27 protein-coding genes are annotated in these 25,480 nt (G+C 33.7%); 13 read left to right on the forward strand and 14 right to left on the reverse strand.

Annotated elements, in window-relative coordinates:
- Nucleotides 1-37 precede the first annotated feature (37 nt).
- The 7 genes from V5J73_RS11075 to hisS all read right to left on the reverse strand — a co-directional run bounded on the left by V5J73_RS11075 (nt 38) and on the right by hisS (nt 8,146).
- Nucleotides 38-706 (reverse strand): DEAD/DEAH box helicase, encoded by a 669-nt coding sequence (locus tag V5J73_RS11075; protein WP_338645882.1) that lies wholly within the window; start codon nt 704-706, stop codon nt 38-40.
- 85 nt (nt 707-791) lie between these two features.
- Nucleotides 792-1,955, reverse strand: coding sequence for a sigma-54-dependent transcriptional regulator (locus tag V5J73_RS11080; protein ID WP_338645884.1), 1,164 nt, complete (start codon nt 1,953-1,955; stop codon nt 792-794).
- Nucleotides 1,956-2,156: 201 nt separating this feature from the next.
- Nucleotides 2,157-3,473, reverse strand: coding sequence for an ABC transporter permease (locus tag V5J73_RS11085; RefSeq protein ID WP_338645886.1), 1,317 nt, complete (start codon nt 3,471-3,473; stop codon nt 2,157-2,159).
- A gap of 84 nt (nt 3,474-3,557) precedes the next feature.
- On the reverse strand, nt 3,558-4,478 hold the full coding sequence (locus V5J73_RS11090) for an ABC transporter ATP-binding protein (protein ID WP_338645888.1): 921 nt from the start codon (nt 4,476-4,478) through the stop codon (nt 3,558-3,560).
- 238 nt (nt 4,479-4,716) lie between these two features.
- A complete protein-coding gene (gene dnaJ / locus V5J73_RS11095) occupies nt 4,717-5,832 on the reverse strand; it encodes a molecular chaperone DnaJ (protein ID WP_338645890.1) in 1,116 nt (371 codons plus the stop codon).
- Nucleotides 5,833-5,910: 78 nt separating this feature from the next.
- Entirely contained in the window at nt 5,911-6,489 is a 579-nt protein-coding gene (locus V5J73_RS11100) for a nucleotide exchange factor GrpE (RefSeq protein ID WP_338645892.1), read from the reverse strand.
- Between the two features lie 286 nt (nt 6,490-6,775).
- Nucleotides 6,776-8,146 (reverse strand): histidine--tRNA ligase, encoded by a 1,371-nt coding sequence (hisS, locus tag V5J73_RS11105; RefSeq protein WP_338645894.1) that lies wholly within the window; start codon nt 8,144-8,146, stop codon nt 6,776-6,778.
- Between the two features lie 372 nt (nt 8,147-8,518).
- On the opposite strand from hisS, the gene V5J73_RS11110 reads away from it, so the two are divergent.
- Nucleotides 8,519-9,763, forward strand: coding sequence for an ABC transporter permease (locus V5J73_RS11110; RefSeq protein ID WP_338645896.1), 1,245 nt, complete (start codon nt 8,519-8,521; stop codon nt 9,761-9,763).
- An 80-nt stretch (nt 9,764-9,843) separates the two neighbouring features.
- Here V5J73_RS11110 and prmC read toward each other — a convergent pair whose 3' ends face one another.
- Both prmC and V5J73_RS11120 read right to left on the reverse strand, forming a co-directional pair.
- On the reverse strand, nt 9,844-10,701 hold the full coding sequence (prmC, locus tag V5J73_RS11115; protein WP_338645898.1) for a peptide chain release factor N(5)-glutamine methyltransferase: 858 nt from the start codon (nt 10,699-10,701) through the stop codon (nt 9,844-9,846).
- A gap of 53 nt (nt 10,702-10,754) precedes the next feature.
- Nucleotides 10,755-11,246, reverse strand: a complete 492-nt coding sequence (locus tag V5J73_RS11120; protein ID WP_338645899.1) for a GNAT family N-acetyltransferase — start codon at nt 11,244-11,246, stop codon at nt 10,755-10,757.
- A gap of 116 nt (nt 11,247-11,362) precedes the next feature.
- Between V5J73_RS11120 and ribD the strand changes: the two genes are divergently transcribed.
- From ribD to V5J73_RS11135, 3 genes are read left to right on the forward strand one after another with little or no spacing between them, the layout of a single operon-like run.
- The gene (ribD, locus tag V5J73_RS11125) at nt 11,363-12,406 is read left to right on the forward strand and encodes a bifunctional diaminohydroxyphosphoribosylaminopyrimidine deaminase/5-amino-6-(5-phosphoribosylamino)uracil reductase RibD (RefSeq protein ID WP_338645901.1); all 1,044 of its coding nucleotides are present in this window, start codon (nt 11,363-11,365) and stop codon (nt 12,404-12,406) included.
- Nucleotides 12,399-13,001, forward strand: coding sequence for an HAD family hydrolase (locus tag V5J73_RS11130; protein WP_338645902.1), 603 nt, complete (start codon nt 12,399-12,401; stop codon nt 12,999-13,001). The genes ribD and V5J73_RS11130 overlap by 8 nt, the downstream gene beginning before the upstream one ends.
- A gap of 11 nt (nt 13,002-13,012) precedes the next feature.
- Nucleotides 13,013-13,642, forward strand: coding sequence for an IMPACT family protein (locus V5J73_RS11135; RefSeq protein ID WP_338645904.1), 630 nt, complete (start codon nt 13,013-13,015; stop codon nt 13,640-13,642).
- 29 nt (nt 13,643-13,671) lie between these two features.
- Here the strand turns inward: V5J73_RS11135 and V5J73_RS11140 are convergent, their stop codons facing one another.
- Nucleotides 13,672-14,076 (reverse strand): acyl-CoA thioesterase, encoded by a 405-nt coding sequence (locus V5J73_RS11140; RefSeq protein ID WP_338645906.1) that lies wholly within the window; start codon nt 14,074-14,076, stop codon nt 13,672-13,674.
- A gap of 184 nt (nt 14,077-14,260) precedes the next feature.
- Between V5J73_RS11140 and dnaA the strand changes: the two genes are divergently transcribed.
- From dnaA to V5J73_RS11170, 6 genes are all read left to right on the forward strand, one after another.
- Nucleotides 14,261-15,688 (forward strand): chromosomal replication initiator protein DnaA, encoded by a 1,428-nt coding sequence (gene dnaA, locus V5J73_RS11145; RefSeq protein ID WP_035674283.1) that lies wholly within the window; start codon nt 14,261-14,263, stop codon nt 15,686-15,688.
- A 7-nt stretch (nt 15,689-15,695) separates the two neighbouring features.
- The gene (locus V5J73_RS11150; RefSeq protein WP_338645907.1) at nt 15,696-16,163 is read left to right on the forward strand and encodes a low molecular weight protein-tyrosine-phosphatase; all 468 of its coding nucleotides are present in this window, start codon (nt 15,696-15,698) and stop codon (nt 16,161-16,163) included.
- A gap of 67 nt (nt 16,164-16,230) precedes the next feature.
- Complete coding sequence (locus V5J73_RS11155) at nt 16,231-16,953, forward strand: SAM-dependent methyltransferase (protein WP_338645909.1); 723 nt, start codon at nt 16,231-16,233, stop codon at nt 16,951-16,953.
- Between the two features lie 494 nt (nt 16,954-17,447).
- Nucleotides 17,448-17,981 (forward strand): hypothetical protein, encoded by a 534-nt coding sequence (locus V5J73_RS11160; RefSeq protein WP_338645911.1) that lies wholly within the window; start codon nt 17,448-17,450, stop codon nt 17,979-17,981.
- Between the two features lie 164 nt (nt 17,982-18,145).
- Entirely contained in the window at nt 18,146-19,273 is a 1,128-nt protein-coding gene (locus tag V5J73_RS11165) for a methionine aminotransferase (protein ID WP_338645912.1), read from the forward strand.
- Nucleotides 19,274-19,349: 76 nt separating this feature from the next.
- The gene (locus V5J73_RS11170) at nt 19,350-20,231 is read left to right on the forward strand and encodes an SDR family oxidoreductase (RefSeq protein ID WP_338645914.1); all 882 of its coding nucleotides are present in this window, start codon (nt 19,350-19,352) and stop codon (nt 20,229-20,231) included.
- 47 nt (nt 20,232-20,278) lie between these two features.
- Here V5J73_RS11170 and V5J73_RS11175 read toward each other — a convergent pair whose 3' ends face one another.
- The 4 genes from V5J73_RS11175 to V5J73_RS11190 form a co-directional block, all read right to left on the reverse strand.
- The gene (locus V5J73_RS11175; RefSeq protein ID WP_338645915.1) at nt 20,279-20,599 is read right to left on the reverse strand and encodes a hypothetical protein; all 321 of its coding nucleotides are present in this window, start codon (nt 20,597-20,599) and stop codon (nt 20,279-20,281) included.
- A 70-nt stretch (nt 20,600-20,669) separates the two neighbouring features.
- Nucleotides 20,670-21,200 carry a YceI family protein gene (locus V5J73_RS11180; RefSeq protein ID WP_338645917.1) on the reverse strand — a complete coding sequence of 177 codons (531 nt, stop codon included), beginning with the start codon at nt 21,198-21,200 and terminating at the stop codon, nt 20,670-20,672.
- A 36-nt stretch (nt 21,201-21,236) separates the two neighbouring features.
- The gene (locus tag V5J73_RS11185; RefSeq protein ID WP_338645919.1) at nt 21,237-21,989 is read right to left on the reverse strand and encodes a pirin family protein; all 753 of its coding nucleotides are present in this window, start codon (nt 21,987-21,989) and stop codon (nt 21,237-21,239) included.
- A gap of 90 nt (nt 21,990-22,079) precedes the next feature.
- Complete coding sequence (locus V5J73_RS11190; protein WP_338645921.1) at nt 22,080-22,661, reverse strand: Crp/Fnr family transcriptional regulator; 582 nt, start codon at nt 22,659-22,661, stop codon at nt 22,080-22,082.
- A gap of 151 nt (nt 22,662-22,812) precedes the next feature.
- On the opposite strand from V5J73_RS11190, the gene udk reads away from it, so the two are divergent.
- From udk to V5J73_RS11205, 3 genes are all read left to right on the forward strand, one after another.
- Nucleotides 22,813-23,421: a uridine kinase gene (gene udk, locus V5J73_RS11195; RefSeq protein ID WP_338645923.1), complete on the forward strand. Its 609-nt coding sequence runs from the start codon at nt 22,813-22,815 to the stop codon at nt 23,419-23,421.
- 186 nt (nt 23,422-23,607) lie between these two features.
- The gene (locus V5J73_RS11200) at nt 23,608-23,928 is read left to right on the forward strand and encodes an FtsB family cell division protein (protein ID WP_338645925.1); all 321 of its coding nucleotides are present in this window, start codon (nt 23,608-23,610) and stop codon (nt 23,926-23,928) included.
- A gap of 138 nt (nt 23,929-24,066) precedes the next feature.
- The gene (locus V5J73_RS11205) at nt 24,067-25,431 is read left to right on the forward strand and encodes a methylmalonyl-CoA mutase subunit beta (RefSeq protein WP_338648620.1); all 1,365 of its coding nucleotides are present in this window, start codon (nt 24,067-24,069) and stop codon (nt 25,429-25,431) included.
- The last annotated feature ends 49 nt before the right edge of the window (nt 25,432-25,480 follow it).

The following is a 25,480-nucleotide window of genomic DNA, read 5'->3' on the forward strand; positions in this document are numbered from 1 at the left end:
AGCTCCGCAAAGTTTCCAACTTTGCGGAGCATAAATATTAATTTTTATTTTCATCCTTTTCTTGCTCCTCGAAATCATCGTCCTCGTCCTCTTCTTCATCAAAATCAAATTCAAAAGGCTCCACTAACATTTTTTCAGCAAGGGTTTCGATTCGTTCTGTGAATTGTTCTGAAAAAATAATACGTTGGGTCCTCACAATACTATTCGAAATACGCATGATTTTAGTTTCATGACGCAACTTCAAAATCGGGTCTGCATCATCCAAAATAAACATTTTCAATCGGTTGACATTATAACCGGCAGTAGTAAACATTTCGCTTAACTTATTTGGAGTCCCAATCAACACATCAATTCCACTTGAAATATAATTTTTATCATACTCCATATCGCCTTTATCATGAACACCATAGACTTCTAAATTAGAATGCTTCCCATATTTTTCAAAAAGTGATTCCATTTCTAAAACCTTGGCTTTGTCTTCAACAATAATCAAAGCCCTTGGAGATTCTTCGTTTGAGCCTGCCAATCTTTGAATTACATTTAACACAATTGTCGTTGATTTTCCGCTTCCTTTTGGTGCAATAATTATACAATCCGAACCACTTTTCAGTGTTGAAAATGTTTCTTTTTGCATAGCATTGGCTTCGGTCAAACCGTTTTCAATCAAGGCTTGTTGCAACTCTTCGTTTATTTTTTTTAGTTTCATTCGTTTTAGATTGAAAGATTTAAATATTCAAAAATTAAAAAATTGTTTCCTAATTTTTAAATTATTCAATCTTTAAATTATTTAATTATTTTGACGCAAACAGCTTCACATCATTTTCGGAAATTTCGCTTCCGCCAAGAATAATCAAGCGTTCCACTACATTTCTCAATTCCCGGATATTTCCTGTCCAATCGTATTCCTTCAATAAATTAATTGCTGCAACCGAGAATTTTTTTACAGCATTTCCTTGCTCAGAGGCAATTTTATCCGCAAAATGAGAAATCAACATCGGAATGTCTTCTCTTCTGTCATTCAAGGCAGGGACTTTTATCAAAATTACAGCCAAACGGTGGTATAAATCCTCACGAAAACGCCCTTCAGCTATCTCCACTTTCAAATCTTTATTCGTAGCCGCAACCACACGAACATCGACTTTAATGTCTTTATCTGCTCCTACTCTGGTAATCATGCTTTCTTGTAAAGCACGCAATACTTTGGCTTGCGCAGAAAGACTCATATCTCCAATTTCATCTAAAAAAATTGTTCCTTTATCAGCGGCCTCAAATTTTCCTGCACGGTCTTTTACTGCCGATGTAAAAGCTCCTTTTACATGACCAAACAATTCACTTTCTATTAATTCAGATGGAATCGCTGCACAGTTTACTTCAATTAAAGGGAAATTAGCACGTTCGCTTTTCTCGTGTAATTGATGCGCAACCAGTTCTTTTCCAGTTCCATTTGGCCCTGTAATTAAGACTCTGGCTTCGGTTTGAGCGACTTTTTCAATCATCAGTTTGATGTGATTGATAGCTTCGCTTTCGCCAATCATTTCGTAGTTTTTACTGACTTTTTTCTTCAGAATTTTATTCTCAACTACGAGTTGTTTTTTATCTAAAGCATTGCGAACGGTATTCAACAAGCGGTTTAAATCCGGTGGTTTTGAAATATAATCAAACGCTCCCAAACGCATTGTATTAATGGCTGTTTCCATATCGCCATGACCAGAAATCATCACCATAGGAATTTCGGGTTTGATTTTTTTGACTGCTTCCAACACCTCAACACCATCCATTTTTGGCATTTTGATATCGCACAAAACCAAATCGTAGTCGTTGTTTTTTATTTTTTCGAAACCTGCAACACCATCTTCGGCTTCTTCAACTTGATAGGTGTCGTTTTCTTCGGAAAGTATTTTTGTAAGCACCCTTCTGATCGCAGCTTCGTCTTCTATGATTAGTATTTTTGACATATTTTTATTTTTGTTTAGCCACGAAGGCACAAAATTTTTATTTCCAATAAACTGATAATGCTTTTAAAAACCGATGCCCTAGCCCCGATTATAGTGAAAATCCTTTTTATTTTTTCTTTAAAAATAAAAAGTTTGCAACGAAAAGCGGGAAATAGCTCCGTAAATTAATTAAACTTTAACGGATAATGAATCTAGTTTTTTTTAATATTTCAACCAACGGTACATCTCGCTCCACGTTGGTTTTTTGCCGTACATGAGTATTCCAATTCGGTAAATTTTTGCGGCAAACCAAACGACAGCAAAAAAGCTTCCGAATAATAATGTCACTGATATGGCGATTTGCCACAAAGGTACGCCAAACGGAATTCGCATGAGCATTACGATGGGCGAAGTAAGCGGAATCATAGAAAAAACGACTGCAATTGTCCCGTGTGGATCATTGATAACTGTAAAAAAACCAACATAAACACTCAACATTAACGGCATAATGATAGGCAGTAAAAATTGCTGAGAATCCGTTTGATTATCGACTGCAGCGCCAATTGCAGCGTAAAACGAACTGTACAGAAAGTAGCCCCCAATGAAATAAATCACAAATCCAATCAAGATACTTGCAATAGGTAAATTCCATAATTCTTTAATATACATTTGCGCAGTCCCTGTCATTTCTTGTTGTGCTGTCTGAATCATTTCTGGAGAAACGCTGGCTGTAGGTCCTACATTTACTCCAAAAAATACAGAAGCTGCAAACATTAATGACAATCCGATTAGGGCCCAAATAAGAAATTGCAACAATCCTGCTAATGAAGTTCCTATGATTTTTCCCATCATCAATTGAAATGGTTTCACCGAGGAAATGATGATTTCTACTATTCGGCTGGTTTTTTCTTCGATGACACTTCGCATTACCATGTTGCCGTAAATGATGATAAACATCATAATAAGATATCCAAACGCACCGCCAATCCCAATTTTTATTTCGTTAAGTCCTTTGACACTTTCTTCACCAGATGTTTTAGTCAAGCTAATATTCACTTTTGACTGAGCATTTTTAATAGCCAGTGTATCTAAATGTGCTTTTTCCAAATTATTTTTGGTCAGTTTATTGGATATAACATCCTGAACATTTTCAATGAATGAAATACTGGGGCTACTGTTTGAAATAAACTGAATTTTACTTTCGAAATCCTTGTCATTACTCGCTTTTGGAATGAATAACAATCCTTCATAACTTTCATTTGTGATGCTATCCTTGAGGAATTTTAAATCTATTATAGACAAATCAAGGTATTTATAGTCTTTGTTTTTTTTGTTTTGCGAAGTAAATTCTTTGACAAACATACCCGATTCATCATGAATAGCTATTCGTTTGGTATCCGCTTTCATGGAGCTTAAATATGCTACAAAAACGGCGATTCCCACAAATAGTAACGGACTTAAGAAAGTCATAACTATAAAGGATTTGTTGCGTACCTTGGCAATAAACTCTCTTCTTATGATTAATGTTGTTATAGACATTTTAGATTATTAGGTTATTGGACATTTTAGACTGATAGAATTATAAACCTTTAGAGTTTCTAAAAAATTAAGAAATCTAAACATCTATTGTGTTACTGTTCGAATGAAAATATCATTGACACTTGGAATTTTTTCTACAAAATGTGTTACTTGACCGCATTGTGTTAAGATGTTCAATAACTCATTTGGTGATGCATTCCCCAATTGAATTTCCAATTTTAATTCGTTATTCAAGGACTTAAAAGCAGCAGGACCAACTGTAAATTTTTGCGTGAGCGTGTACATCAAACCCTCAACGTTGTCGGATAAAATACCTACTTCAAAACTATTGGTTTTAAATTGTCTTTTGACATCATCCAGTTTTCCTTCAATCAGTTTATTGGATTTGTGAATCAAGGCGATGTGATCACATAATTCTTCAACACTTTCCATGCGGTGTGTCGAGAAAATTATGGTCGCTCCTTCTTCTCGCAACGCCAGAATTTCATCTTTGATAATATTGGCATTTACGGGATCAAAACCAGAGAAAGGTTCGTCAAAAATTAACAGTTTAGGCTTGTGCAAAACGCAAACTACAAACTGAATTTTCTGCGCCATTCCTTTAGAAAGTTCTTGGATTTTCTTGTTCCACCAACCTTGAATTTCTAATCTTTCGAACCAATACTCCAATTGTTTTTTGGCTTCAGCCTTAGAAAGGCCTTTCATTTGAGCCAAATACAAGCATTGTTCACCTACTTTCATCGTGTTGTACAATCCTCTTTCTTCCGGCAAATAGCCTATATATTGAACATGTTTGGGTTGCAATTTTTCACCATCCAAAATAATTTCACCGCTGTCAGGCAATGTAATTTGATTTATGATTCGGATTAGTGATGTTTTTCCAGCTCCATTTGGACCTAAAAGTCCGTAGATACTTCCTTTTGGAACCATTAATGAAACCTCATTAAGCGCTACATAATCACCGTATTGCTTGACAACTTTATTCACTTCTAGAATAGTACTCATGCTCATTTTTTAATTGGTGTAAAAGTAAATAATTAGTACCAAAATACTTAGAATAGTTTCATATATGTAGTATTAAATTTTTAGCGGTCATATATGTTATCGCCCTCTATTTATTAGTATTTATTTGCAACAAACAAATCGGTAACGGCTATTTCATAAAAAACCCATCCTTATTTTAACAAGGATGGGTAAATGTATCTTTAAAATTAGACGTATTAAATAACGTCTTATTTTTGTATTATGAAAACATGTCTTTCACTTTCTCAAAAAATGATTTGTCTGATTTCTCCGGGTTTGGAATAAAATTCTCGTCCGTAAGATTTTTTTCAAAAAACTGCTTTTGTTCTTTGTTCAGTGTTTTTGGAGTCCAAACATTTACATGTACTAATAAATCTCCGTTTCCGTATCCATTGATACTAGGGATTCCTTTTCCTTTTAATCTCAGAATTTTACCAGACTGAATTCCTTCCTCTAGTTTGATTCTCACTTTTCCGTTAATGGCTTCAATATCTTTGGAAATTCCAAGAACCGCTTCAGCAAAACTGATGTATAAATCGTAATGCAAATTTTCGCCTTCACGTTTCAAGAAGTCATGTTCCAATTCTTCAATTGCAACAATTAAATCTCCCGGAATACTGTTTCCTGGCGCATCGTTTCCTTTATTAGAAACTTTCAATTGCATACCGTCAACTACGCCAGCAGGTATTTTTATAGAAACCGTTTCGTCTTCAAGAATCATTCCTTGAGAATCTGCTTCGGATGGTTTTTTATCTAAAATTTGACCAGAACCACTACATGTCGGACAGGTTGAAGCTGATTGCATTCGGCCTAAAATAGTGTTTGTAACACGCATCACTTGTCCTTGACCATTACAGGTTGAACATGTTTTATAGGTCACTCCAGGAGCTTGAACTTTACGTTTTACTTTTACTTTTTTCTCAACACCATTAGCAATTTCTTCCAATGTCAATTTTACTTTGATACGAAGGTTGCTTCCTTTAGCACGACGAACACCGCCGCCTCCACCGCCTCCGAAACCACCAAAACCACCACCAAAAATATCACCAAACTGACTGAAAATGTCATCCATATTCATTCCGCCATGACCACCTCCGCCAAAACCACCAGAACCATCAAAAGCTTGATGACCGTATTGATCGTATTTTGCTTTTTTCTGAGGATCGCTTAAAACTTCGTATGCTTCAGCAGCTAATTTAAATTTATCTTCTGCCGATTTGTCTCCAGGATTTTTGTCAGGATGATATTGCAAAGCATTTTTTCTATATGCTTTTTTAATCTCAGCAGCGTCAGCATTTTTTGAAATGCCTAATATTTCGTAAAAATCTTTTTTCATTTTTATTTTTTCTTTTGTTGAGTCGCACTATTGTGATACTCTACGCGTGATATAAATACGCGATTAATCGCGAATCTATTACTGCCCAATAACCACTTTTGGAAAACGAATAATCTTGTCTCCTAGTTTATATCCTTTTTCAAGAACATCAACAATTTTACCTTTCAACTTATCTGATGGTGCTGGAATTTGAGTTATTGCTTCAGCAAAATCAGCATCAAATGCATCTCCAGCCTTAACTTCAACTTGCTCTAATCCTTTAGCAACCAAAGTATTTTTTAATTTCTCATAAATAAGTTCCACGCCTTTTGCCAACAATTCGTCGTCTGATTTGTTTATTTCAACCAAAGCTCTGTCGAAATCATCTAATACAGGAAGCATTGCTAATAAAACCTCTTGATTAGCCGTTTTAAACAACTCGATACGCTCTTTTGAAGTTCTACGCTTGTAATTTTCAAATTCAGCAAATAATCGTAAATACTTGTCTTTCTCTTTGGCTAAGTCTTGAGTCAATTGCTCTTCTAGACTTAATTCCTCAATAATGATTTGCTCTCCATTGGCATTATTCTCTAATGTCACATCATCTATTTCTTGATCAATTTCTGTATTTTCAGTAGTCATATTACTTGTATTTTTAAAAATATTCTTAAACTTCATTTTTATTCTTTTCTATGGATTGCAAAAGTACTGCCAATTCTTTTAAAATGTCAAATTGTCACCTTTTTATTGAGTTTACTTTTCGTTTTAAATTGCAACACTCAAAAATTTTAATATAATTTTAAGACTATCTCGATATAGTTTATATAAATTTGTGTTTATCAATTACATTTATTTCTGTAAATAACAATTAGAGATTGCCTACAAATTATTAATTCACCATTATTTTATATTAAAAAAAGCTCCGTTTAGTAAACGAAGCTTTTTTTATGTTTTTAAAACAAATCTATAACAATGCGGTTTTTAAACCTTCAAAATCAACTGCTATTTGTTCCCCGCTCACTAAATTTTTAAGAGAAAAAGAGTTAGAAGCCATTTCTTGCTCCCCTACAATAACGGCAAAAGGAATTGCTCTTTTATCTGCATGTTGAAACTGCTTTGCTACTTTTGCAGCATCCGGATACAGTTCTACTTTTACACCTGAATTCCTTAATTCTTTGATGGCTTTCATCGCATAAAAAGCTTCTTTTTCGCCATAATTAATAAACAACGCTTTAGAAGTTGCTGTTACGGTTTCAGGAAATAAATTCAATTCTTCAACAACCAAATAGATCCTATCCAATCCAAAAGAAATGCCTACGCCACTCATATTTTTCAATCCAAAAATACCAGTCAAATCATCATATCTACCACCACCACCAATGGATCCCATAGAAACTGATTTTGGCGGAGCCACTTCGAAAATAGCACCTGTATAATAATTCAGTCCTCTAGCCAAGGTTACATCCAAGTCTAAAATTGCTGTTGATAATCCCAATTCAGTAACATTATCACAAATAAAACGAAGCTCTTCAACCCCTTTTATTCCTTCATTAGACTCCGCTAACAAAACAGAAAGTTGGTTTATTTTCTCCGAGATGGATCCTGTGAAATTAAATAACGGCTGTACTTTCAGAATTGCTTCCTCTGAAATTCCTTTTTCCATCATTTCTTTTTTCACACCATCCTCACCTATTTTATCGAGTTTGTCTAGCGCAACTGTGAAGTCTATTAATTTATCTGATGCGCCAATCACTTCAGCAATTCCAGATAATATTTTCCTATTATTGATTTTGACAGTGACGCCTTCTAAACCTAAAGCGGTAAAAACAGTATCATATAATTGTACCAATTCTACTTCTTGCCACAAGGATTTAGACCCCACCACATCTGCATCACATTGAAAAAACTCTCTAAAACGTCCTTTTTGTGGGCGATCAGCTCTCCAAACAGGTTGGATTTGGTATCGTTTGAATGGAAATTCAATGTCGTTTTGATGCTGCACTACGTAACGAGCAAAGGGAACAGTCAAATCATAACGCAATGCTTTCTCAGAAATACTTGCTGTTAATTTAGTACTGTCTTTATTTTCTAGGTGCGTCGCATTGGCTTTCGCCAAATAGTCTCCAGAATTCAATATTTTAAAAATCAATCGGTCACCTTCTTCTCCGTATTTCCCCATTAAGGTTTCGGAGTTTTCGAAAGAAGGCGTTTCTATGGGTTGAAAACCAAATTTCTCGAAATTACTTTTTATAATCTGAATGATATAGTGTCGTTTTGCCACCTCCGTTGGTGAAAAATCTCTTGTCCCTTTTGGAATACTCGGTTTTGATGCCATTATTTTGATATATGATTTTACGATAAAAGAGAGATGACATAAGATATTCGATGTCGAGATACCTTTGACCAAAACTCTAAATACGGTGCAAATATCTTATTTTTAAAATTATTCTCTTTAGAAATTTCATCATTTTATTGCAGAACGGTTAGCCCCGAGTGAAGTGAAAATACAAAAGCGAAAAATAATAGTGTTTTATTGCCGGAAAGAGCGACCGCAGGAAGCTCCTTTCTGGGAATTAAAAACAAATTATTTTTGCTTTAGGATTGTAACGAAAAGCGGGAAAAAGCTTCAAATAGGAGCGATTACAATAAATTAGTCCTTAGCTGAAGAAAATTTGTAACAAAAATTGTATTTTCGTGTCAAACTGCTATGATGTTAAAATTATTTAAAGAAAATATTCGAATTGCTTTCGGTTCCATCAGAACACAATTGTTGAGAACCGTTCTTACTGTGTTGATTATCGCTATTGGAATCACAGCTTTAGTTAGTATCCTTACTGTTGTTTCTGCTTTAGAAAACACGATCTCCTCTGATTTTGCATCGATGGGAGCCAATACCTTCAACATAAAACAGTATGAGAACACGACAAGAAATCGTGGCGGTAACGAGCGAGAAATAATCAATCCAATTATTTCTTATCCTGAAGCAGTGGCTTTTAAGAATAAATACAGTTACCCATTTACCCAAACATCTTTATCTTTTACAGCAACATCAGCTGCCGAAATAAAATATGAATCCACTAAAACGGATCCAGAAAATGCTATTGTGGGTGTTGATGAATTTTTTATGACTAACTCCGGATTAGAAACGAGTTCTGGACGAAATTTTACAGGATTTGACATAGAGAATAATGCTTATGTGTGCGTTGTAGGTTCTGATTTTGAGAAAGGATTACTGAAAGATGTGAATCCTATTGATAAAACCATCTCCATCCGTGGGGCAAAATTTAAGGTTATTGGTGTTTTGAAAGAAAAAGGATCCACGTTTGGCAACAGTCAAGACTTGCGTGTTTTAATTCCGATTCAATTAGCGAGATCCTTATTCACAGCACCTAACATTAATTATACCGTCAGCGTTATGGTTGGCAAAAAAGAATTATTAGACCAAGCCTTAGACAATGCAACAAGTACGATGCGTAGGGTGCGTAAACTAAGTCCTGTAAAAGACAATAATTTTGGTGTCGTACGCAGTGATGATCTTATTAATAGAATCCTTGGAATCACAAAATATCTTGGACTTGCCTCATGGCTAATTGGTATTATTACCGTTCTTGGATCTTCGATTGCTTTAATGAACATTATGATTGTTTCAGTTACGGAACGTACCCGCGAAATAGGCGTCCGAAAAGCATTAGGAGCCAAAAAAACAACTATTGCCTTTCAGTTTTTTATTGAAACCTTACTTATTGGTCAATTAGGCGGATTGGTAGGTATAATTTTTGGAATATTAATTGGTTTTGGTATTGCAACCGCTATGAGTTTTGCTTTTGTAATTCCGTGGAGCGCAATTATGGCGGCATTTATCACCAGTTTTATGGTAGCTATTGCTTCTGGCTTATATCCTGCAATTAAAGCGGCTATGCTAGACCCAATTGAAGCATTGCGATACGAGTAATCCCCTTAACCACCAAAGGCGGAATAAAAGAAGTGATTTGTATTTAGTCAGCAGGATTTGAAACAGAATACTGCGATTGATTACTGAACACTTCCCTTAGTCATCCTATCATTCCCGTAAATATCTTTTCGCAATTCAACATTTTTAAAATTCATTTTTTCGAGTAAATCAACCATTTCAGAACCTAAATACTGATTGATTTCAAAAAACAACAATCCATTTGCAGTTAGGTTTTTTTGAGCTAATTCGGCTATTTTTTTATAAAAAATCAACGCATCATTATCTGCTACAAAAAGAGCCAAATGCGGTTCATTGTCTAAAACATTTTTCTTGATTTCCTCTTTTTCTAAATTACGAACATACGGTGGATTTGAAACTATAATGTCAAATTGCTGCAATAAATCCTCTGTTTCAAGAATGTTTTGGCATATAAAAGTAACACTCACTTTATTACTAACTGCATTTTTTTGGGCTATAGCCAAAGCTTTTTCCGAAACATCTATGGCAAAAACCTGTGCATTCGGAATATTTTTTGCCAATGCAATCGCGATACAACCGCTTCCAGTTCCAATATCCAAAATACGGATATTTTGACTTTCAACTTTTGACTTTTGGCTCTCTAAAATCCATTCGACTAATTCTTGAGTTTCAGGTCTGGGAATCAAAACGTTCTCATTGACTTCAAAATCCAATCCATAAAAACTTGTTTTCCCCAATAAATATTGAATTGGAATTTCTTTTTTAAGTTCTTCCAGAATTGAATTCCAAACTACAATTTCTTCTTCCGAAAAAAGTAAATCTGGTTGCAACGCCAAATCTATACGTTTGAGTTTTTGTTTTTCTTCCAAAATCAAATAAAAGAAACTTTCTGATTCTCCCGCATCATAAATTGGTGTCAGTTCTTGAATAAATTGGTTTCTATATTCTTTTATTTTCATTGTTTTATTTTATGCTGAATCAAATCTGCAATCTTAAATCGTTTACCAAAAATCTACGCTGTTAAATCCTTCAGCATCCAAATAGGACAGCTCGTATGACCCGTACTTCCCATGGGAGAACAAATATATTCGAACCCTACTTTCTTGTATAATTTTTGAGCATCAAGCATAAAAGGCATGGTTTCTAAATAGCATTTTTCGAAACCAAAATCTTTGGCACTTTGCAAGCAAGTTGCCATCATTTGACTTCCTAATCCAAGACCTCTGGTTTCTGGTAAAAAATACATTTTTTGAAGCTCACAGATAGTTTCAGCTTCATTTTCAAGTGGCGCTATGCCAGCACAGCCAAGAATTTTACCTTCTTTTTCTAGAACAAAATAAACCGATTTTGGCTTACTATATTCCTCAAACATTAAATCCAAATACGGATCCTCATAAGCGGTTCCTACCTTTGGGATGTTCAATTCGTCAAAAACAGCTCTAATTAAAGCTGCTACTGCCTTATTATCTTCTTTCTTTATTTCTCTAATCCTATACTTTTCCATTTCTATTGCTAACTAATTTTATATGCAAAAGTAGAAATTGTTTATTGTTATTTTAGAAAGTTTCAAAACTAATCCCGAAGTTTCGAGGCTAAACCCAAAATAACTACTTTTGTACTGTGAAAATACATGAAAAATACATGCAACGCTGCATCGAATTAGCCAGAAATGGTTTGGGAACAACGTATCCAAATCCTTTGGTAGGCAGTGTTATTGTTTATGACAACAAAATCATTGGCGAAGGCTGGCACAAAAAAGCTGGAGAACCGCACGCCGAGGTAAACGCAGTGAACTCAGTGAAAGATAAATCGTTGTTGAAAAAAGCGACTATTTATGTGAGTTTAGAACCGTGTAGTCATTTTGGCAAAACGCCACCTTGTTGTGATTTGATTATCAAAAATAAAATTCCAAATGTAGTTATCGGAACTGTTGACCCCAATATAAAAGTAGCTGGAAACGGAATAAAAAAACTAATGGAAGCCGGGATACATGTCACTGTTAGAATTCTTGAAGAAGAATGCAATGAACTCAATAAAAGGTTTTTTACATTCCACGAAAAGAAAAGACCCTATATTATTTTGAAATGGGCCGAAAGTAAAGATGGTTTTATCGGACCAAAAGAAAAATCAGAAAAGAAACCAGTCTGGATTACAAATCAGTATTCAAGACAATTAGTCCATAAATGGCGTACCGAGGAACAAGCGATTCTAGTAGGAACTCAAACAGTGATTGATGACAATCCAAAATTAAATGCACGCGATTGGTCTGGAAACAATCCAATCAGAGTAGTTTTAGACCAAAACAACCGCATCCCAAAAGACAGCCATGTATTTGACAATCAAGTTAAAACAATCCTATTTTCTAAATCGAAACAATCTATTGAGAAAGAAAACTGTATCTTTGAGTATATTGATTTTGAACAAAACATAGCAACACAAGTAATAGAATCGCTATATAAGCATCAAATTCAATCCATCATCATCGAAGGCGGACGGCAAACTTTACAAACATTTATTGATGCCAATCTTTGGGATGAAGCAAGAATATTTGTTGGAAATGTTGAATTTAACGAAGGAACTAAAGCTCCAGATTTTGTTAAGAACCAGTTCAAAAAACAATCTATTGATACTGATCAACTACTATTAATAAGAAACTATGATTAACACTATACTATTTGATTTTGGAGATATTTTTATCAACTTAGACAAACAAGCTCCGATTGTGGAGTTTACTAAATTAGGCTTAAAAGAATGGTCTGAGGATTTAGATAAACTCAATCTATCATTTGAAAAAGGAAAAATTTCTGAACTTGAATTTATTGAAGGCTTTCAGAAACACATGCCTAATGCTTCTATAGATGAGATAAGAAGTGCTTGGAATACCATTTTATTGGATTTTCCATTGTACAGACTTGAATTTTTACAAATGCTTTCGCAAAAATACCGCTTGTTCTTACTAAGCAATACCGACGCTATACACATTGATAGCTTTCAGCACAAAGCCGGAGTCACTTTTTACAGAGAATTTTACCAATGTTTTGAAAGGGTATATTTTTCTTTTGAATTAGGCATGCGAAAACCCGACGCCGAAATTTTTAACTACTTGATAAAAAAACATGATTTAACACCAAAACGCACTTTATTCATTGATGACAAAAAAGAAAATACTGACGCAGCCCTTGCATTAGGATTTCAAGTTTGGAATTTACAAGTGGGACAAGAAGATGTTGTTCATCTATTTGACAAAAAAATAATTTAGAAAAGTACCTTTTGGAATTTAAAGACACGTACAACACCATTGATTTCGCTTGTGAAGAAGTAGTATTCAAAGAGAAAAATAGCAAGTTTTTTGGTTATGCTTTTCCAATTCAATCAGAAGAAGAAGTAAAACCACTTATCGAAACGTTACGAAAACAACACCCTAATGCTGGACATTTTTGTTATGCCTATCAAATAGGCGCTGATGTTATAACGTATAGAGCAAATGATGATGGCGAACCTAGTAATAGTGCAGGAATGCCTATTTATGGACAAATCCAGTCTTTTTCAGTAACCAATGTACTTATTGTTGTCGTTCGAATATTTGGTGGCGTAAAATTAGGCGTTGGAGGATTAATCTCCGCTTACAAAACGACCGCACAAATGGCCCTTGAAGCCTGTGAAATTGTCGAAAAAACGATAGATATTCATTTTACAATCACATTTGATTACAAAAACATGAATAAAGTAATGCGGGTAATTAAGGAAAAAAAACTTGAAATTGTAAATCAAGAAATGGAAATAAATGAAGATTCAGGACTTCCGATAGGCAAAATTGAAATAAAAACTCGAAAAAAAAATGCCGAAATGGTATTCGACATTTTTAAATCAATGTTTGAAATCGATATAAAACGACTCTAATTTCTACTCAAAATTGCTGTTTTTATAATTTATTCTATTGTTTTTAAGAGTTCTAAAATATAATCTGGCGGAGCCGTTGGGCGACCTGTTTTTAAGGCCACAAAAACAAGGATAAATTGGGCTGTTGTTAATAACTCATCAGACTCATTATAAATAGCGCAATCAAATTCTATCTTCACAGAACTCTGACTTTTGAAAACCGTATGAACGGTTAGCAACTCATCATAGCGTGCTGATTTTTTATAATTTATATTCATAGAAACTATTGGAAGTGCAATACCACTTTCTTCCATGTTTTTATATGAAATCCCTTTGTTTCTAAGCCATTCCACTCTTCCTATCTCAAAATAAGGAATGTAATTTCCATGATATACAACGCCCATTTGGTCCGTTTCAGAGTAACGAACCCTAACTTGTATTTGATGATCTTTCATTAATTATGTATTAAAATTTTTAAATTTAAAAAGCTCCTTACAACAATAATTTGGAAAATTATTGTCCAATATATTTTTTTTTACAGAAATTTGTTCACATATTTGTTACCCCGATAAATAATAGAATTTCACACTTTTTTTAGTAAGATAAAAATTACCAATTAAAAATAATTTAATAGAATATATGAACAAAACTGCTCAATCAGTATGGGAAAACTGTTTGTCTTTCATAAAAGACAACATTCAGGATCAAGCTTACAAAACTTGGTTCGAACCAATCAAATCAGTTGAACTTACCGATAACGCATTATATATTCAAGTTCCAAGTAAATTTTTCTACGAATGGCTAGAAGAACACTATGTGAAATTATTAAAAGTTGCCCTTACCAAAGAACTGGGGAAAAATGCAAAGTTACTCTATAAAATTAGAATGGAAAACACTTATGGCAACAAACAACCGTTTACGGAGCAATTGCCAAGTGCCAATAGAGTTCCTATGAAGCCTCAAGAAGTAGATGCGCCATTCAAAAACTTAAACCCTGAATTAAAAAATCCTTTTGTAATCCCAGGGATTCGAAATTTAAAAATTGAATCTCAACTAAATGCAAATTATAGTTTTGATAATTTTCTGGAAGGAGATTCCAACAGATTAGCGCGTTCAGCAGGTATGGCTGTTGCCAATAAACCTGGAGGAACTTCGTTTAATCCTTTATTGATATTTGGTGGAGTTGGACTCGGGAAAACACACTTAGCACATGCTATTGGTGTGGAGATAAAAGACAAATACCCTGAAAAAACTGTTTTATACATTTCAGCAGAGATTTTCACACAACAATATATTGACTCGGTTAAGAAAAACAACCGAAATGATTTCATTCACTTCTATCAATTAATTGATGTTTTAATTATTGATGATGTACAATTCCTTTCAGGAAAGTCAGGAACACAGGATGTTTTTTTCCATATATTCAATTATTTGCATCAAAATGGAAAACAGGTAATCTTGACATCAGACAAGGCACCAGTTGACATGCAAGATATTGAACAACGCTTATTATCGCGTTTCAAATGGGGATTGTCTGCTGAATTGCACCAACCCGATTATGAAACTAGGATTTCTATCCTAAAAAACATATTGTACAGAGATGGTGTTGAAATCCCAGAAGAAATAATAGAATATGTTGCTAGAAACATCAAATCGAATGTAAGAGAACTTGAAGGAGCAATAATTTCACTGATTGCACAATCTTCCTTTAACAAAAAAGAAGTTACACTTGAGCTTGCCAAAAGTGTAGTTGAAAAATTTGTAAAAAATGTAAAACGAGAAATTTCTATCGATTATATTCAAAAAATTGTTTCGGATTATTTCCAATTGGATTTAGAAACATTACAATCAAAAACCAGAAAAAGGCACGTTGTTCAAGCAAGACAATTGGCCATGTTTTTTGCTAAAAAATTCACCAAAGCATCTTTGGCAAATATTGGCTCCCAAATTGGAGACCGTGATCACGCCACCGTATTACATGCCTGCAAAACCGTTGACAATTTAGTGGCAACCGACAAACAATTTAAAAAATTTGTGGAAGACATTAATAAAAAATTAACGCTGTAAACGCATCATGTCTGTAAAAATTTTAATGGTCTGTTTAGGCAATATTTGTCGATCACCCTTAGCCGAAGGTATTTTAGCATCAAAGCTCCCAAAAAACAAATTCAAAGTTGATTCAGCAGGAACAGGTTCTTGGCATGTTGGCCATAAACCAGATGATCGTTCCATTGCTGTAGCAAAAAAAAATAAAATTAATATTGCAGATCAAAAAGGAAGACAATTCAGTAAATCTGATTTCAATGCTTTTGATTATATCTATGTAATGGATAATTCTAATTACAATGATGTTATAGAACTTGCCGAAAATCAAGAACAAAAACAAAAAGTCAAATTAATTTTAGATGAATTATTTCCAAATGAAAAAGTAGATGTTCCAGATCCTTATTTTGGTTTATCCAATGGATTTGAAATAGTGTATACTATGCTTGATGAAGTTTGCGATATAATTGCAAAAAAATTAATTGAAAAACATCAATAGTCCTTTGAGGTTAAATTTTCCCAATAAATCAACAGAAAATTTACTCTAAAAACCTAAAACTACAACAATGAAAACAAGTACTTTATCAGGAAAACTGTATTTAATCCCAACTACTATGGGAGAAAGTGATCCAATGGATGTTTTACCACAAACCATAAAAAGAAGTATTGATCTTATTGATTATTACATTGTTGAAAATGACAAAACAGCCCGTAAATCTATAAAAGGTGTAAGTCCTGAAAAGAAACAATCCGAGTTGAAACTATTTGTGTTAAACAAACACACCGAAACAAAAGAGCATTTAGACTTCATTAAACCTTTACTAGAAGGGCAAAACATGGGCTTAATGAGTGAAGCAGGTTGTCCTGGTGTTGCTGATCCTGGTGCGGTTATTGTAAAATTGGCACACGAAAAAGGCATACAAGTTATCCCTTTAGTTGGACCTTCTTCTATCCTTTTGGCTATGATGGCATCTGGAATGAACGGACAAAGTTTTACATTTCATGGTTACTTGCCTATCGAAAAAGAGGAAAAGAAAGCAAGCTTTAAAACTCTGGAAAGAGTATCTTTTGAAAAAAATCAATCTCAAATTTTCATAGAAACTCCCTATCGCAATAACAAATTACTAGAAGATTTAGTTCAAACACTACATCCCGAAACGCATTTATGCATCGCTACAGATATTACCTTACCAACAGAATACATCAAAACCAAGAAAATTGCAGCTTGGAAAAAAGAGACAATCGATTTACATAAACGTCCTACCATTTTTATTATTCATAAGATGTAATATTATCTATTTTAGATTTTAAAAAAAATTCATTTTAAACCTCATTTAGATCTATTCCCTTTTTTTTAATTGTACCTCAAACACTTTTTTGTGCTACATTTTTATTTCAAAAATAAACTTTAGAGAACTTTCCTATAGTCTATAAAATTCACTGAAAAATGCCTCCTAAAAAACTTCTTTTTAAATTTGAGATAGCAAATACTTCTTATTTCCTTCTTATTACAAATGGAATTTCCTGCTAAAAAAATGTTTATTTATATTAACATTATTTACAAAAAAATTAACCTGCATACCTATAAAAAAAAGCTAATTTTACTACTGCCCACAATCATTTTTGGACTCAAAATTCAAAAAAAATAAGCAACTAATGCTATGAATTTTAATGATTTAAATAAAAAAATCAACAAAAAGGGGAAGAAATAAAGTAAGCCTTACTAATTATTTTTATCATTAGTGTATTGTGTATTGAACTAATAATTTAAAAACAGAATATCATGAAATCATATATAATTGTTTTATTTTTTTTAAGCATAACTACATTATCTTATTCCCAAGATAAAGAAGTTAATTTAGGGCAAGGAAATATCAAAATGGAAAATTTACCGGGAGTTGTAATAAAAAGTGCCGGTAAAGACTTTTCGATTTATTTACCTGACAGAAACCCTGATAAAAGTGTAAGAGCACTTGAAGAAAAATTCATAGCCTATGATTTAGGAAGAGACTATGAGGGATTCGAAAATTATTTAGTGATTATGGAAACTAGTAAAGGGACATTGACTGCCACATACAATGAAAATGGAAAATTGACTAGTGTCATTGAGAACTATAAAAATATAAAACTTCCCAATAGTATAATTTATTCCATTTACAAAACTTATCCAGGTTGGCAAATTATAAATGACAAATATTTATATTCACAAGAAGAAGGTGATATAATTAAAAAAGAGTATAACATTAAAATAAAAAAAGGCAATACCGTTCGTAAATTAATTGTCAAACCAGATGGTGAAATTATTAAGGAAAATTAGACTACCACTAACCCTGATGAAAAGCTACCAAATTGGTGGCTTTTTTCTTAAATACAATTTATCCAATTAGTAACTTACAACTATATTTTTTGATAATTTTAAGTCGGTAAAAAATAAAACTTAGAATTAAACTACTACTTTTATACAGTAATCAATGTTTTTTTATGAGTAAACTACCAAATATCAGCACGAGTATTTTTACAGTAATGTCAAAAATGGCAGCTGAACATAATGCAATCAATCTTTCTCAAGGCTTTCCAAACTTTCCTGTTGACGAAAGATTAACTGATATTGTTGCCAAATTGGCAAAAGAAAATGTACATCAATACACACCAATGTCTGGCTACGCCCCATTATTATCAAAAATAGCAACATTAGTCAAAAACTCCTACGGAAGAACTGTTCAGCCTGAAACGGAATTACTTGTCACTGCTGGAGCCACTCAAGCTATTTTTACCATCATAACGGCTTTGGTAAAAAATAATGACGAAGTGATTATTTTAGATCCAAGTTATGATTGCTATGAAGCACCTGTATTATTGAGTAACGCAAATCCAGTTCGAGTAGCATTGAATGATGATTATACTCCAAATTGGGAAATTATCGAAAAGGCTTGTACATCCAAAACTAAAATGATAATTATCAATAATCCGCATAATCCAACGGGGAAAATCTTGACGGAATCCGATTTTGAAGCCTTGGAAATGCTGCTCGAAAAACACCCTGATATTATACTCCTTTCTGACGAAGTCTATGAATACATTACTTTCGAGGAGAAACATATTTCGGCTCATATCCGGGAGAAACTATTAAATCGTTGTGTGATGGTTTCCTCTTTTGGAAAATCGTTCCATGTTACGGGATGGAAAATTGGCTATTTGGTAGCACCCGAATATTTAATGACGGAAATCAAAAAAGTACATCAGTTTTTAGTTTTTAGTGTAAACAGCATTTGTCAAATTGCCATAAGTGAGTATTTAGATATTGTTTCCGTTTCTGAAATAGGGAAGTTATATCAGGAAAAACGGGATTATTTTAGACAATTATTGAAAAACAGCCGCTTTGAACTCATGCCGTGCGAAGGAACTTATTTTCAAGTGGCTTCGTATGCAACTATATCAAAGGAGAGCGATGTTGATTTTTGCAAACGCCTCATCATGGAACATGGCGTGGCTGCAATTCCTATTTCTACTTTTTATGCCGATGGAAAAGACCTAAAATTAATTCGGTTTTGCTTTGCCAAAGACAATGCTACGCTGGAAGAAGCCGCTAAAAGATTGTGCGCCATTTAAAAGAAACGATTTTGTTTTTTTTATTATGCACGCATACTATTTAATTTATTATATTTACAATAAAAAATATCAAAATATGAGTTATACAGATAAAATGTTACGCGACGATGCCCTGAAAGGCAAAGTGATTGTTGTAACCGGAGGCGGAAGCGGTTTAGGAAAAGCGATGACTAAATATTTCTTGGAATTGGGTGCTCAAGTTGCCATTACTTCAAGAGATTTAGAAAAACTAAAAAATACCGCTGCAGAACTGGAAACGGAAACGGGAGGAACTTGCCTACCGATTCAATGTGATGTGCGTCATTATGAAGAAGTAGAAAACATGCTACAAGAAGTTTTGAAAACTTTTGGAAAAGTAGATGTTTTACTAAATAATGCTGCCGGAAATTTCATTTCTCCAACTGAAAGATTATCTGCCAATGCTTTTGACACTGTAATTGATATCGTTTTAAAAGGAACCAAAAACTGTACACTTGCTTTTGGAAAACATTGGATTGACACCAAACAAAAATCATCGACCATTTTGAATATTGTTACGACTTACGCTTGGACAGGATCCGCTTATGTGGTGCCAAGTGCTACTGCAAAAGCGGGAGTTTTGGCTATGACACGAAGTCTTGCTGTCGAATGGGCAAAATACGGAATTCGTTCGAATGCAATTGCTCCAGGACCGTTCCCTACCAAAGGAGCTTGGGATAGATTGTTACCTGGAGATCTAGCTGAAAAGTTTGATATGGCTAAAAAAGTACCATTAAAACGTGTGGGTGATCACCAAGAATTAGCCAACTTAGCGGCTTATTTAGTTTCTGATTTTTCAGCATACATCAACGGAGATGTTATTACAATTGATGGTGGTGAATGGCTGAAAGGCGCCGGACAGTTCAATTTACTTGAAGCAATTCCAGAGGAACTTTGGGATCAATTAGAAATGATGATCAAAGCAAAGAAGAATAAATAATAGTTTTATATAAAATACAAAAGAGAGTCATTCACATGACTCTCTTTTTATTTCGGCTGATTTTTATTGTTATCCAAAGCAAGTACAATTTCACTTTTCAGCAAACCACTTCCTCCACCGTAATGCTGAACAATGTTAATATTTGGATTTTTATTTTTGAAAAAAGCGCATAAATCAGTTTCGCTTTCTTCCTGAATTCCTGAACCCAACAATACAAGTGAAAAATCTTTTCTTAGAAAAATTTCCTTTGCTTCCTCATCATTCATAACGCCTACTCCATTCCAATTGTCGTTTGCATTTATTAATCGGATCACAGTCGCCAAAATTTCTAGATGTCTTCCTATGTATAAAATATGTATGGTTTCCATCATTCCTATTTAAGAAATACAAACCTCAAAGAAAATAATCCTTTGAGATTTGTGTTTATGTACTTTAAAATTATTGTTGCACAAATTGTAATTCGATGTTCAAACGAACTTCTTCACTTACTAAAACGCCACCAGTTTCAAGAGCCGAATTCCAGTTTAATCCCCAATCTTTTCTGTTGATTTTTCCTTCTAATGCAAGTGCCATTTTGGTATTTCCCCATGGATCTTTCATTAATCCTCCATAATCAGCAGCTAATTTCACTGATTTGGTAACGCCGTGTAATGTTAAATCACCAACCAATTCATATTCGCCTTCATTAATTTTGGTAAAAGAAGTTGCGCTAAATTTAATTTCTGGAAACTGAGCAGCATCAAAAAAGTCAGCACTCAATAAATGCGTATCTCGATCTGCGTTTCCTGTTGTTACAGAATCAATTGCTCCTGTAAATTCAATTTTCGCGTTTTCTAAATTAGTATCTTCTGATTCAATGGTAGCATCAAACTTTGAAAATTTACCTGAAACATTAGTGAACATCATGTGTTTCACTTTAAAACCAATTTCTGAGTGTGTTGGGTCAATTACCCATTTTGTTGTTGACATAATATTATTTTATTTAAATGATTATTAATTATTTATTTAGAATTGCATTGGTACTTCCATCAATAAGATTTCGGCATCAGCTGAATTAGCAGTAATTTGAATCGCATTGGTATCCCAAATTCCTAATCCGTCACGTTCATTTAACTCGATGTTTCCTATCGTAAAATCACCTTTCAAAACAAAAGCATAAATTCCGTTTCCTGGTTTTTTCAATTCATACGAAGTAGAAAAATCCTTGTCAAACTTCCCAATATGAAACCAAGCATCTTGATGAATCCAAACGCCGTCATCTTCTGGATTTGGTGATAAAATTTGTTGTAGTTTGTTGTGACGATCGTTTAAATTTAAAGTAATTTGGTCATAACGAGGCGTTACATTTTTCTGATTTGGATAAATCCAAATCTGCAAAAACTTAACCAACTGATCTTTGTTTTTATTGTATTCGCTGTGAAAAATACCCGTACCGGCGCTCATGGCTTGAATATCTCCTTCTTTGATTACGGTAGTATTTCCCATACTGTCTTGGTGTTCTAAATCACCTTCGAGCGGAATGGAAATAATTTCCATATTATCATGCGGATGTTTTCCAAAACCCATTCCTTGATTGACTCTATCATCATTCAGAACGCGCAGCACTCCAAAATTCATACGCTCTGGATTGTGATAATTAGCAAAGCTAAAAGTGTGGTACGATTCTAACCAACCGTGATTAGCATGACCACGTGTATCTGCTTTATGCAAAACGGCATGATTAATTACATTGTCTATTAATTTATCTGTATTTTCCATTGTCTTGTTCTTTAATATTGTGGTACAAAGTTGCTTCAAAAAAAAACCGCATGCATTGAACTAGGACAAGAAATGAAAAAAGAAGAAAATTTAGTGTTTCGCGATTTTAGTCCTTACTTTACTTAGAAACTCGGCAGAGATACCCAAGTATGAAGCAATATAATGCTGGGCGACCCGCTGCGAAAGTGTGGGATAATGGTCGAGAAACTCTAAATATTTCTCCGTAGCCGTTTTAGAAATAGTATTAAATAAGCGCTCTTGAGTAACCGCAAGACTGCGTTGCATTAGGATGCGAAAAGCACGTTCAAACTTTGGGGCTTGGATAAATAATGTTTCTTTTGTTTCAGGACTAAACATAAAAAATTCACAATCTTCTAATGTTTCGATATACACCCTACTCGGTTTTTCCTCATAAATACTAAACGAAATATCACTAACCCAAGCATTTTCGATGGCAAATTGCAAAATCACTTCAAATCCATTAGCATCAATATAATATTTTCGAACACAGCCCTTGATGACAAAGGCTTCAAAATTACACATTTCGCCTTCATGAAGTAAAATCGTTTTCTTAGGAACTGTTTTATATTCCAATAAAGAATTGAAAATCTTTAATTCATTGGGTTCAAAAGTAACATAGCGACTTATATTATTATTGATTTGTGAATACAAAATAGTCTGTTTTAGAAACTAAAGGTAGCAAAAAAAGTAAAATACTAACAACCATTAAATATATTAAATTAGCAAGATTTCCTCAAAAAATAAAATCCACTCCCAATTAAATTCCTATTTTTGTCCAGATAAAATACATAACAAAAAAATTATGCTCATTATAGGAATCGCAGGTGGTACAGGAAGCGGAAAAACAACCGTTGTACATCAAATCATGAATGAATTACCAGAAACCGAAGTAGGAATTATTTCGCAAGACTCGTATTACAAAGAAAATCGCGGACTATCATTTGATGAAAGAGCATTAATTAATTTTGATCATCCCCGCGCCATTGATTTTGAATTATTGGTAACGCACCTTAAAGAATTAAAAGAAGGAAACAACATCCATCAACCCGTTTATTCGTTTGTAACGCACAATAGAACGGACGATACCGTTTTCACACATCCTAGAAAAGTAATGATTGTGGAAGGAATTTTAATTTTGGCAAATCCAGAATTAAGAGAATTATTTGATGTAAAAATATATGTTCATGCTGATTCTGATGAACGATTAATACGCCGTATGAAACGCGATATAGCTGAACGTGGTCGCGATATGAATGAAGTAATCAACCGTTATCAAAACACGCTAAAGCCTATGCACGAGCAATTCATAGAGCCAACGAAAGCTTTTGCAGATATCATCATTCCAAACGACAAATACAATACTGTTGCCATTGATGTGGTTCGCGCCGTAATAAATCAAAAAATTCTGTAAATTATTTGTAATTTTAGTGTGAAAATTATTAGAAGCTATTTCCCGCTTTCCATTGCAATCTTTTAGTAAGTGTATATTTTTAAATCATCATCACTTACTAAAAAAAATTTCCATTTTAAACGAAGTTCACTGAACTCCGATGAAAATAGAAATCAAGTGAGGTAATCGGGGCTAAAAAAATAAAAAATGAAAAATCCATATAAAGACAAACCTTGGTTTAAAATATTAAGTAACAAATATGTCTGGGTTTTGTTATTTTTTGCTACTTGGATGATTTTTCTAGATAACTATTCCTATTTCGGCCATCGCGTATTAGACAAACAAATCAATGAATTAGAAGATAACGCTAACTATTATAAGGAGGAAATAAAAAAAGACCAAGAAAACATCAAGCAATTAAAAAATTCTGAACAAATAGAAAAATACGCCCGAGAGAAATACTACATGAAAAAAGACAGCGAGGACATCTACATCATTGAATTCGAAGGCGATACAATTAAAAAATAATTTTCCATCTCTAACCTTCTCAAAGGCAGGGGAACGTAAAATAATAGTAATTATTGAAAATAAAACACCTATTTTCAGCTCACTCTCTCCCCAAAATTCGGGAGAGATAAAGTTGAGATTATGAAAACCATAAACAAAATGACAACAAATCTTTTCGATGATTTCAATCCTATTTCCTCCAAACAATGGAAACAAAAAATCCAATTTGAACTCAATGGAGCTGATTACAATGAAACGGTAGTTTGGAATTCTCCCGAGGACATTCAAGTGAAACCTTTTTACCACAAAGATGAATTCTCTAAAGCTTTTTCAATACCTACAAAGGCAACAAAATTCAGAATTTGCCAAAATATATTTGTTTATGATATTGAAAAATCTATCGAAAGAGCATTAGATTCCTTGAGTCGTGGTGCGGATAGCCTAAGATTTACAATAGAAAACGAATCAATTGATGTTACCAATCTATTGGAGAAATTACCTTTAGAAAAAGTTACAATTTATTTTAATCTGGGTTTTATTTCAATCGATTTCGTTAAAAAAATAGATGCGTTTGCAAAGAAAAATAACACTGTCATTTTCTGTAATCTGGACCCAATTGGGCAATTAGCCAAAGACGGGAACTGGTTTGCAACTAAAGAAAAAAATAATTTTGAAACATTAAACTTACTTTCAACGGCAATAACATCAGTATCGTTAATAAGTATCAATGCAGCTTTGTATCAAAATGCTGGCGCTAACATGGTGCAGCAAATTGCCTATAGTTTAGGACACGCCAATGAATATTTCAATAGAATTGAAGCAATAAATAAACCTATCGTTTTTGAAGTTGCCGTGGGGACAAATTACTTTTTTGAAATTGCCAAACTAAGAGCATTGCGACTACTTTTTAATCTAATTGCCAAAGAATACAATCACAACTTAGATTGCCACATCGTTGTCTCACCTACAAAACGAAACAAAACATTGTATGATTATAATGTAAATATGTTGCGTACCACAACCGAATGTATGAGCGCAATTATTGGCGGAGCTGATGCTATTGCTAATTTGCCATACGATGCACTGTACCACAAAGACAATGAATTTGGTGACCGCATTGCCAGAAATCAATTATTGATTCTTAAAAACGAAAGTTACTTTGACAAAGTAAATAATCCGGCTGACGGAAGTTACTATATCGAAAATCTTACCAATCAATTAGCTGAAAAATCGTTGGCTTTGTTCAAAGATATGGAAGTAAATGGCGGTTTCTTGAAACAACTTAATGATGGAATCATCAAAAGGAAAATTCAGGAAAGTGCTGACACAGCTCAAGAATTATTTGATTCTGGGAAAGAAATTTTATTGGGCACCAACAAGCACCCTAATAAACAGGATAAAATGAAACATGATTTAGAACTATTTCCTTTTGTAAAAGTCAAACCAAGAAAAACTTTGATTACACCAATAATCGAAAAACGTCTGGCCGAAAAAATAGAACAAGAGCGATTGAATCTTGAATAACATTCAGAAATGTCAACCCAATCAAAATTAAAAACGCATCAGCATTCAC

The sequence above is a fragment of the Flavobacterium sp. KS-LB2 genome, from assembly GCF_036895565.1.
Lineage (GTDB): Bacteria > Bacteroidota > Bacteroidia > Flavobacteriales > Flavobacteriaceae > Flavobacterium.

Bases quoted from the DNA above. Each gene is read 5' to 3' on its own strand.
- V5J73_RS11075 (WP_338645882.1), bottom strand. From the start codon at position 706: ATGAAACTAAAAAAAATAAACGAAGAGTTGCAACAAGCCTTGATTGAA.
- V5J73_RS11080 (WP_338645884.1), bottom strand. From the start codon at position 1,955: ATGTCAAAAATACTAATCATAGAAGACGAAGCTGCGATCAGAAGGGTG.
- V5J73_RS11085 (WP_338645886.1), bottom strand. From the start codon at position 3,473: ATGTCTATAACAACATTAATCATAAGAAGAGAGTTTATTGCCAAGGTA.
- V5J73_RS11090 (WP_338645888.1), bottom strand. From the start codon at position 4,478: ATGAGTACTATTCTAGAAGTGAATAAAGTTGTCAAGCAATACGGTGAT.
- dnaJ (WP_338645890.1), bottom strand. From the start codon at position 5,832: ATGAAAAAAGATTTTTACGAAATATTAGGCATTTCAAAAAATGCTGAC.
- V5J73_RS11100 (WP_338645892.1), bottom strand. From the start codon at position 6,489: ATGAAGTTTAAGAATATTTTTAAAAATACAAGTAATATGACTACTGAA.
- hisS (WP_338645894.1), bottom strand. From the start codon at position 8,146: ATGGCATCAAAACCGAGTATTCCAAAAGGGACAAGAGATTTTTCACCA.
- V5J73_RS11110 (WP_338645896.1), top strand. From the start codon at position 8,519: ATGATGTTAAAATTATTTAAAGAAAATATTCGAATTGCTTTCGGTTCC.
- prmC (WP_338645898.1), bottom strand. From the start codon at position 10,701: ATGAAAATAAAAGAATATAGAAACCAATTTATTCAAGAACTGACACCA.
- V5J73_RS11120 (WP_338645899.1), bottom strand. From the start codon at position 11,246: ATGGAAAAGTATAGGATTAGAGAAATAAAGAAAGAAGATAATAAGGCA.
- V5J73_RS11130 (WP_338645902.1), top strand. From the start codon at position 12,399: ATGATTAACACTATACTATTTGATTTTGGAGATATTTTTATCAACTTA.
- V5J73_RS11140 (WP_338645906.1), bottom strand. From the start codon at position 14,076: ATGAAAGATCATCAAATACAAGTTAGGGTTCGTTACTCTGAAACGGAC.
- dnaA (WP_035674283.1), top strand. From the start codon at position 14,261: ATGAACAAAACTGCTCAATCAGTATGGGAAAACTGTTTGTCTTTCATA.
- V5J73_RS11150 (WP_338645907.1), top strand. From the start codon at position 15,696: ATGTCTGTAAAAATTTTAATGGTCTGTTTAGGCAATATTTGTCGATCA.
- V5J73_RS11155 (WP_338645909.1), top strand. From the start codon at position 16,231: ATGAAAACAAGTACTTTATCAGGAAAACTGTATTTAATCCCAACTACT.
- V5J73_RS11160 (WP_338645911.1), top strand. From the start codon at position 17,448: ATGAAATCATATATAATTGTTTTATTTTTTTTAAGCATAACTACATTA.
- V5J73_RS11165 (WP_338645912.1), top strand. From the start codon at position 18,146: ATGAGTAAACTACCAAATATCAGCACGAGTATTTTTACAGTAATGTCA.
- V5J73_RS11170 (WP_338645914.1), top strand. From the start codon at position 19,350: ATGAGTTATACAGATAAAATGTTACGCGACGATGCCCTGAAAGGCAAA.
- V5J73_RS11175 (WP_338645915.1), bottom strand. From the start codon at position 20,599: ATGGAAACCATACATATTTTATACATAGGAAGACATCTAGAAATTTTG.
- V5J73_RS11180 (WP_338645917.1), bottom strand. From the start codon at position 21,200: ATGTCAACAACAAAATGGGTAATTGACCCAACACACTCAGAAATTGGT.
- V5J73_RS11185 (WP_338645919.1), bottom strand. From the start codon at position 21,989: ATGGAAAATACAGATAAATTAATAGACAATGTAATTAATCATGCCGTT.
- udk (WP_338645923.1), top strand. From the start codon at position 22,813: ATGCTCATTATAGGAATCGCAGGTGGTACAGGAAGCGGAAAAACAACC.
- V5J73_RS11200 (WP_338645925.1), top strand. From the start codon at position 23,608: ATGAAAAATCCATATAAAGACAAACCTTGGTTTAAAATATTAAGTAAC.
- V5J73_RS11205 (WP_338648620.1), top strand. From the start codon at position 24,067: ATGACAACAAATCTTTTCGATGATTTCAATCCTATTTCCTCCAAACAA.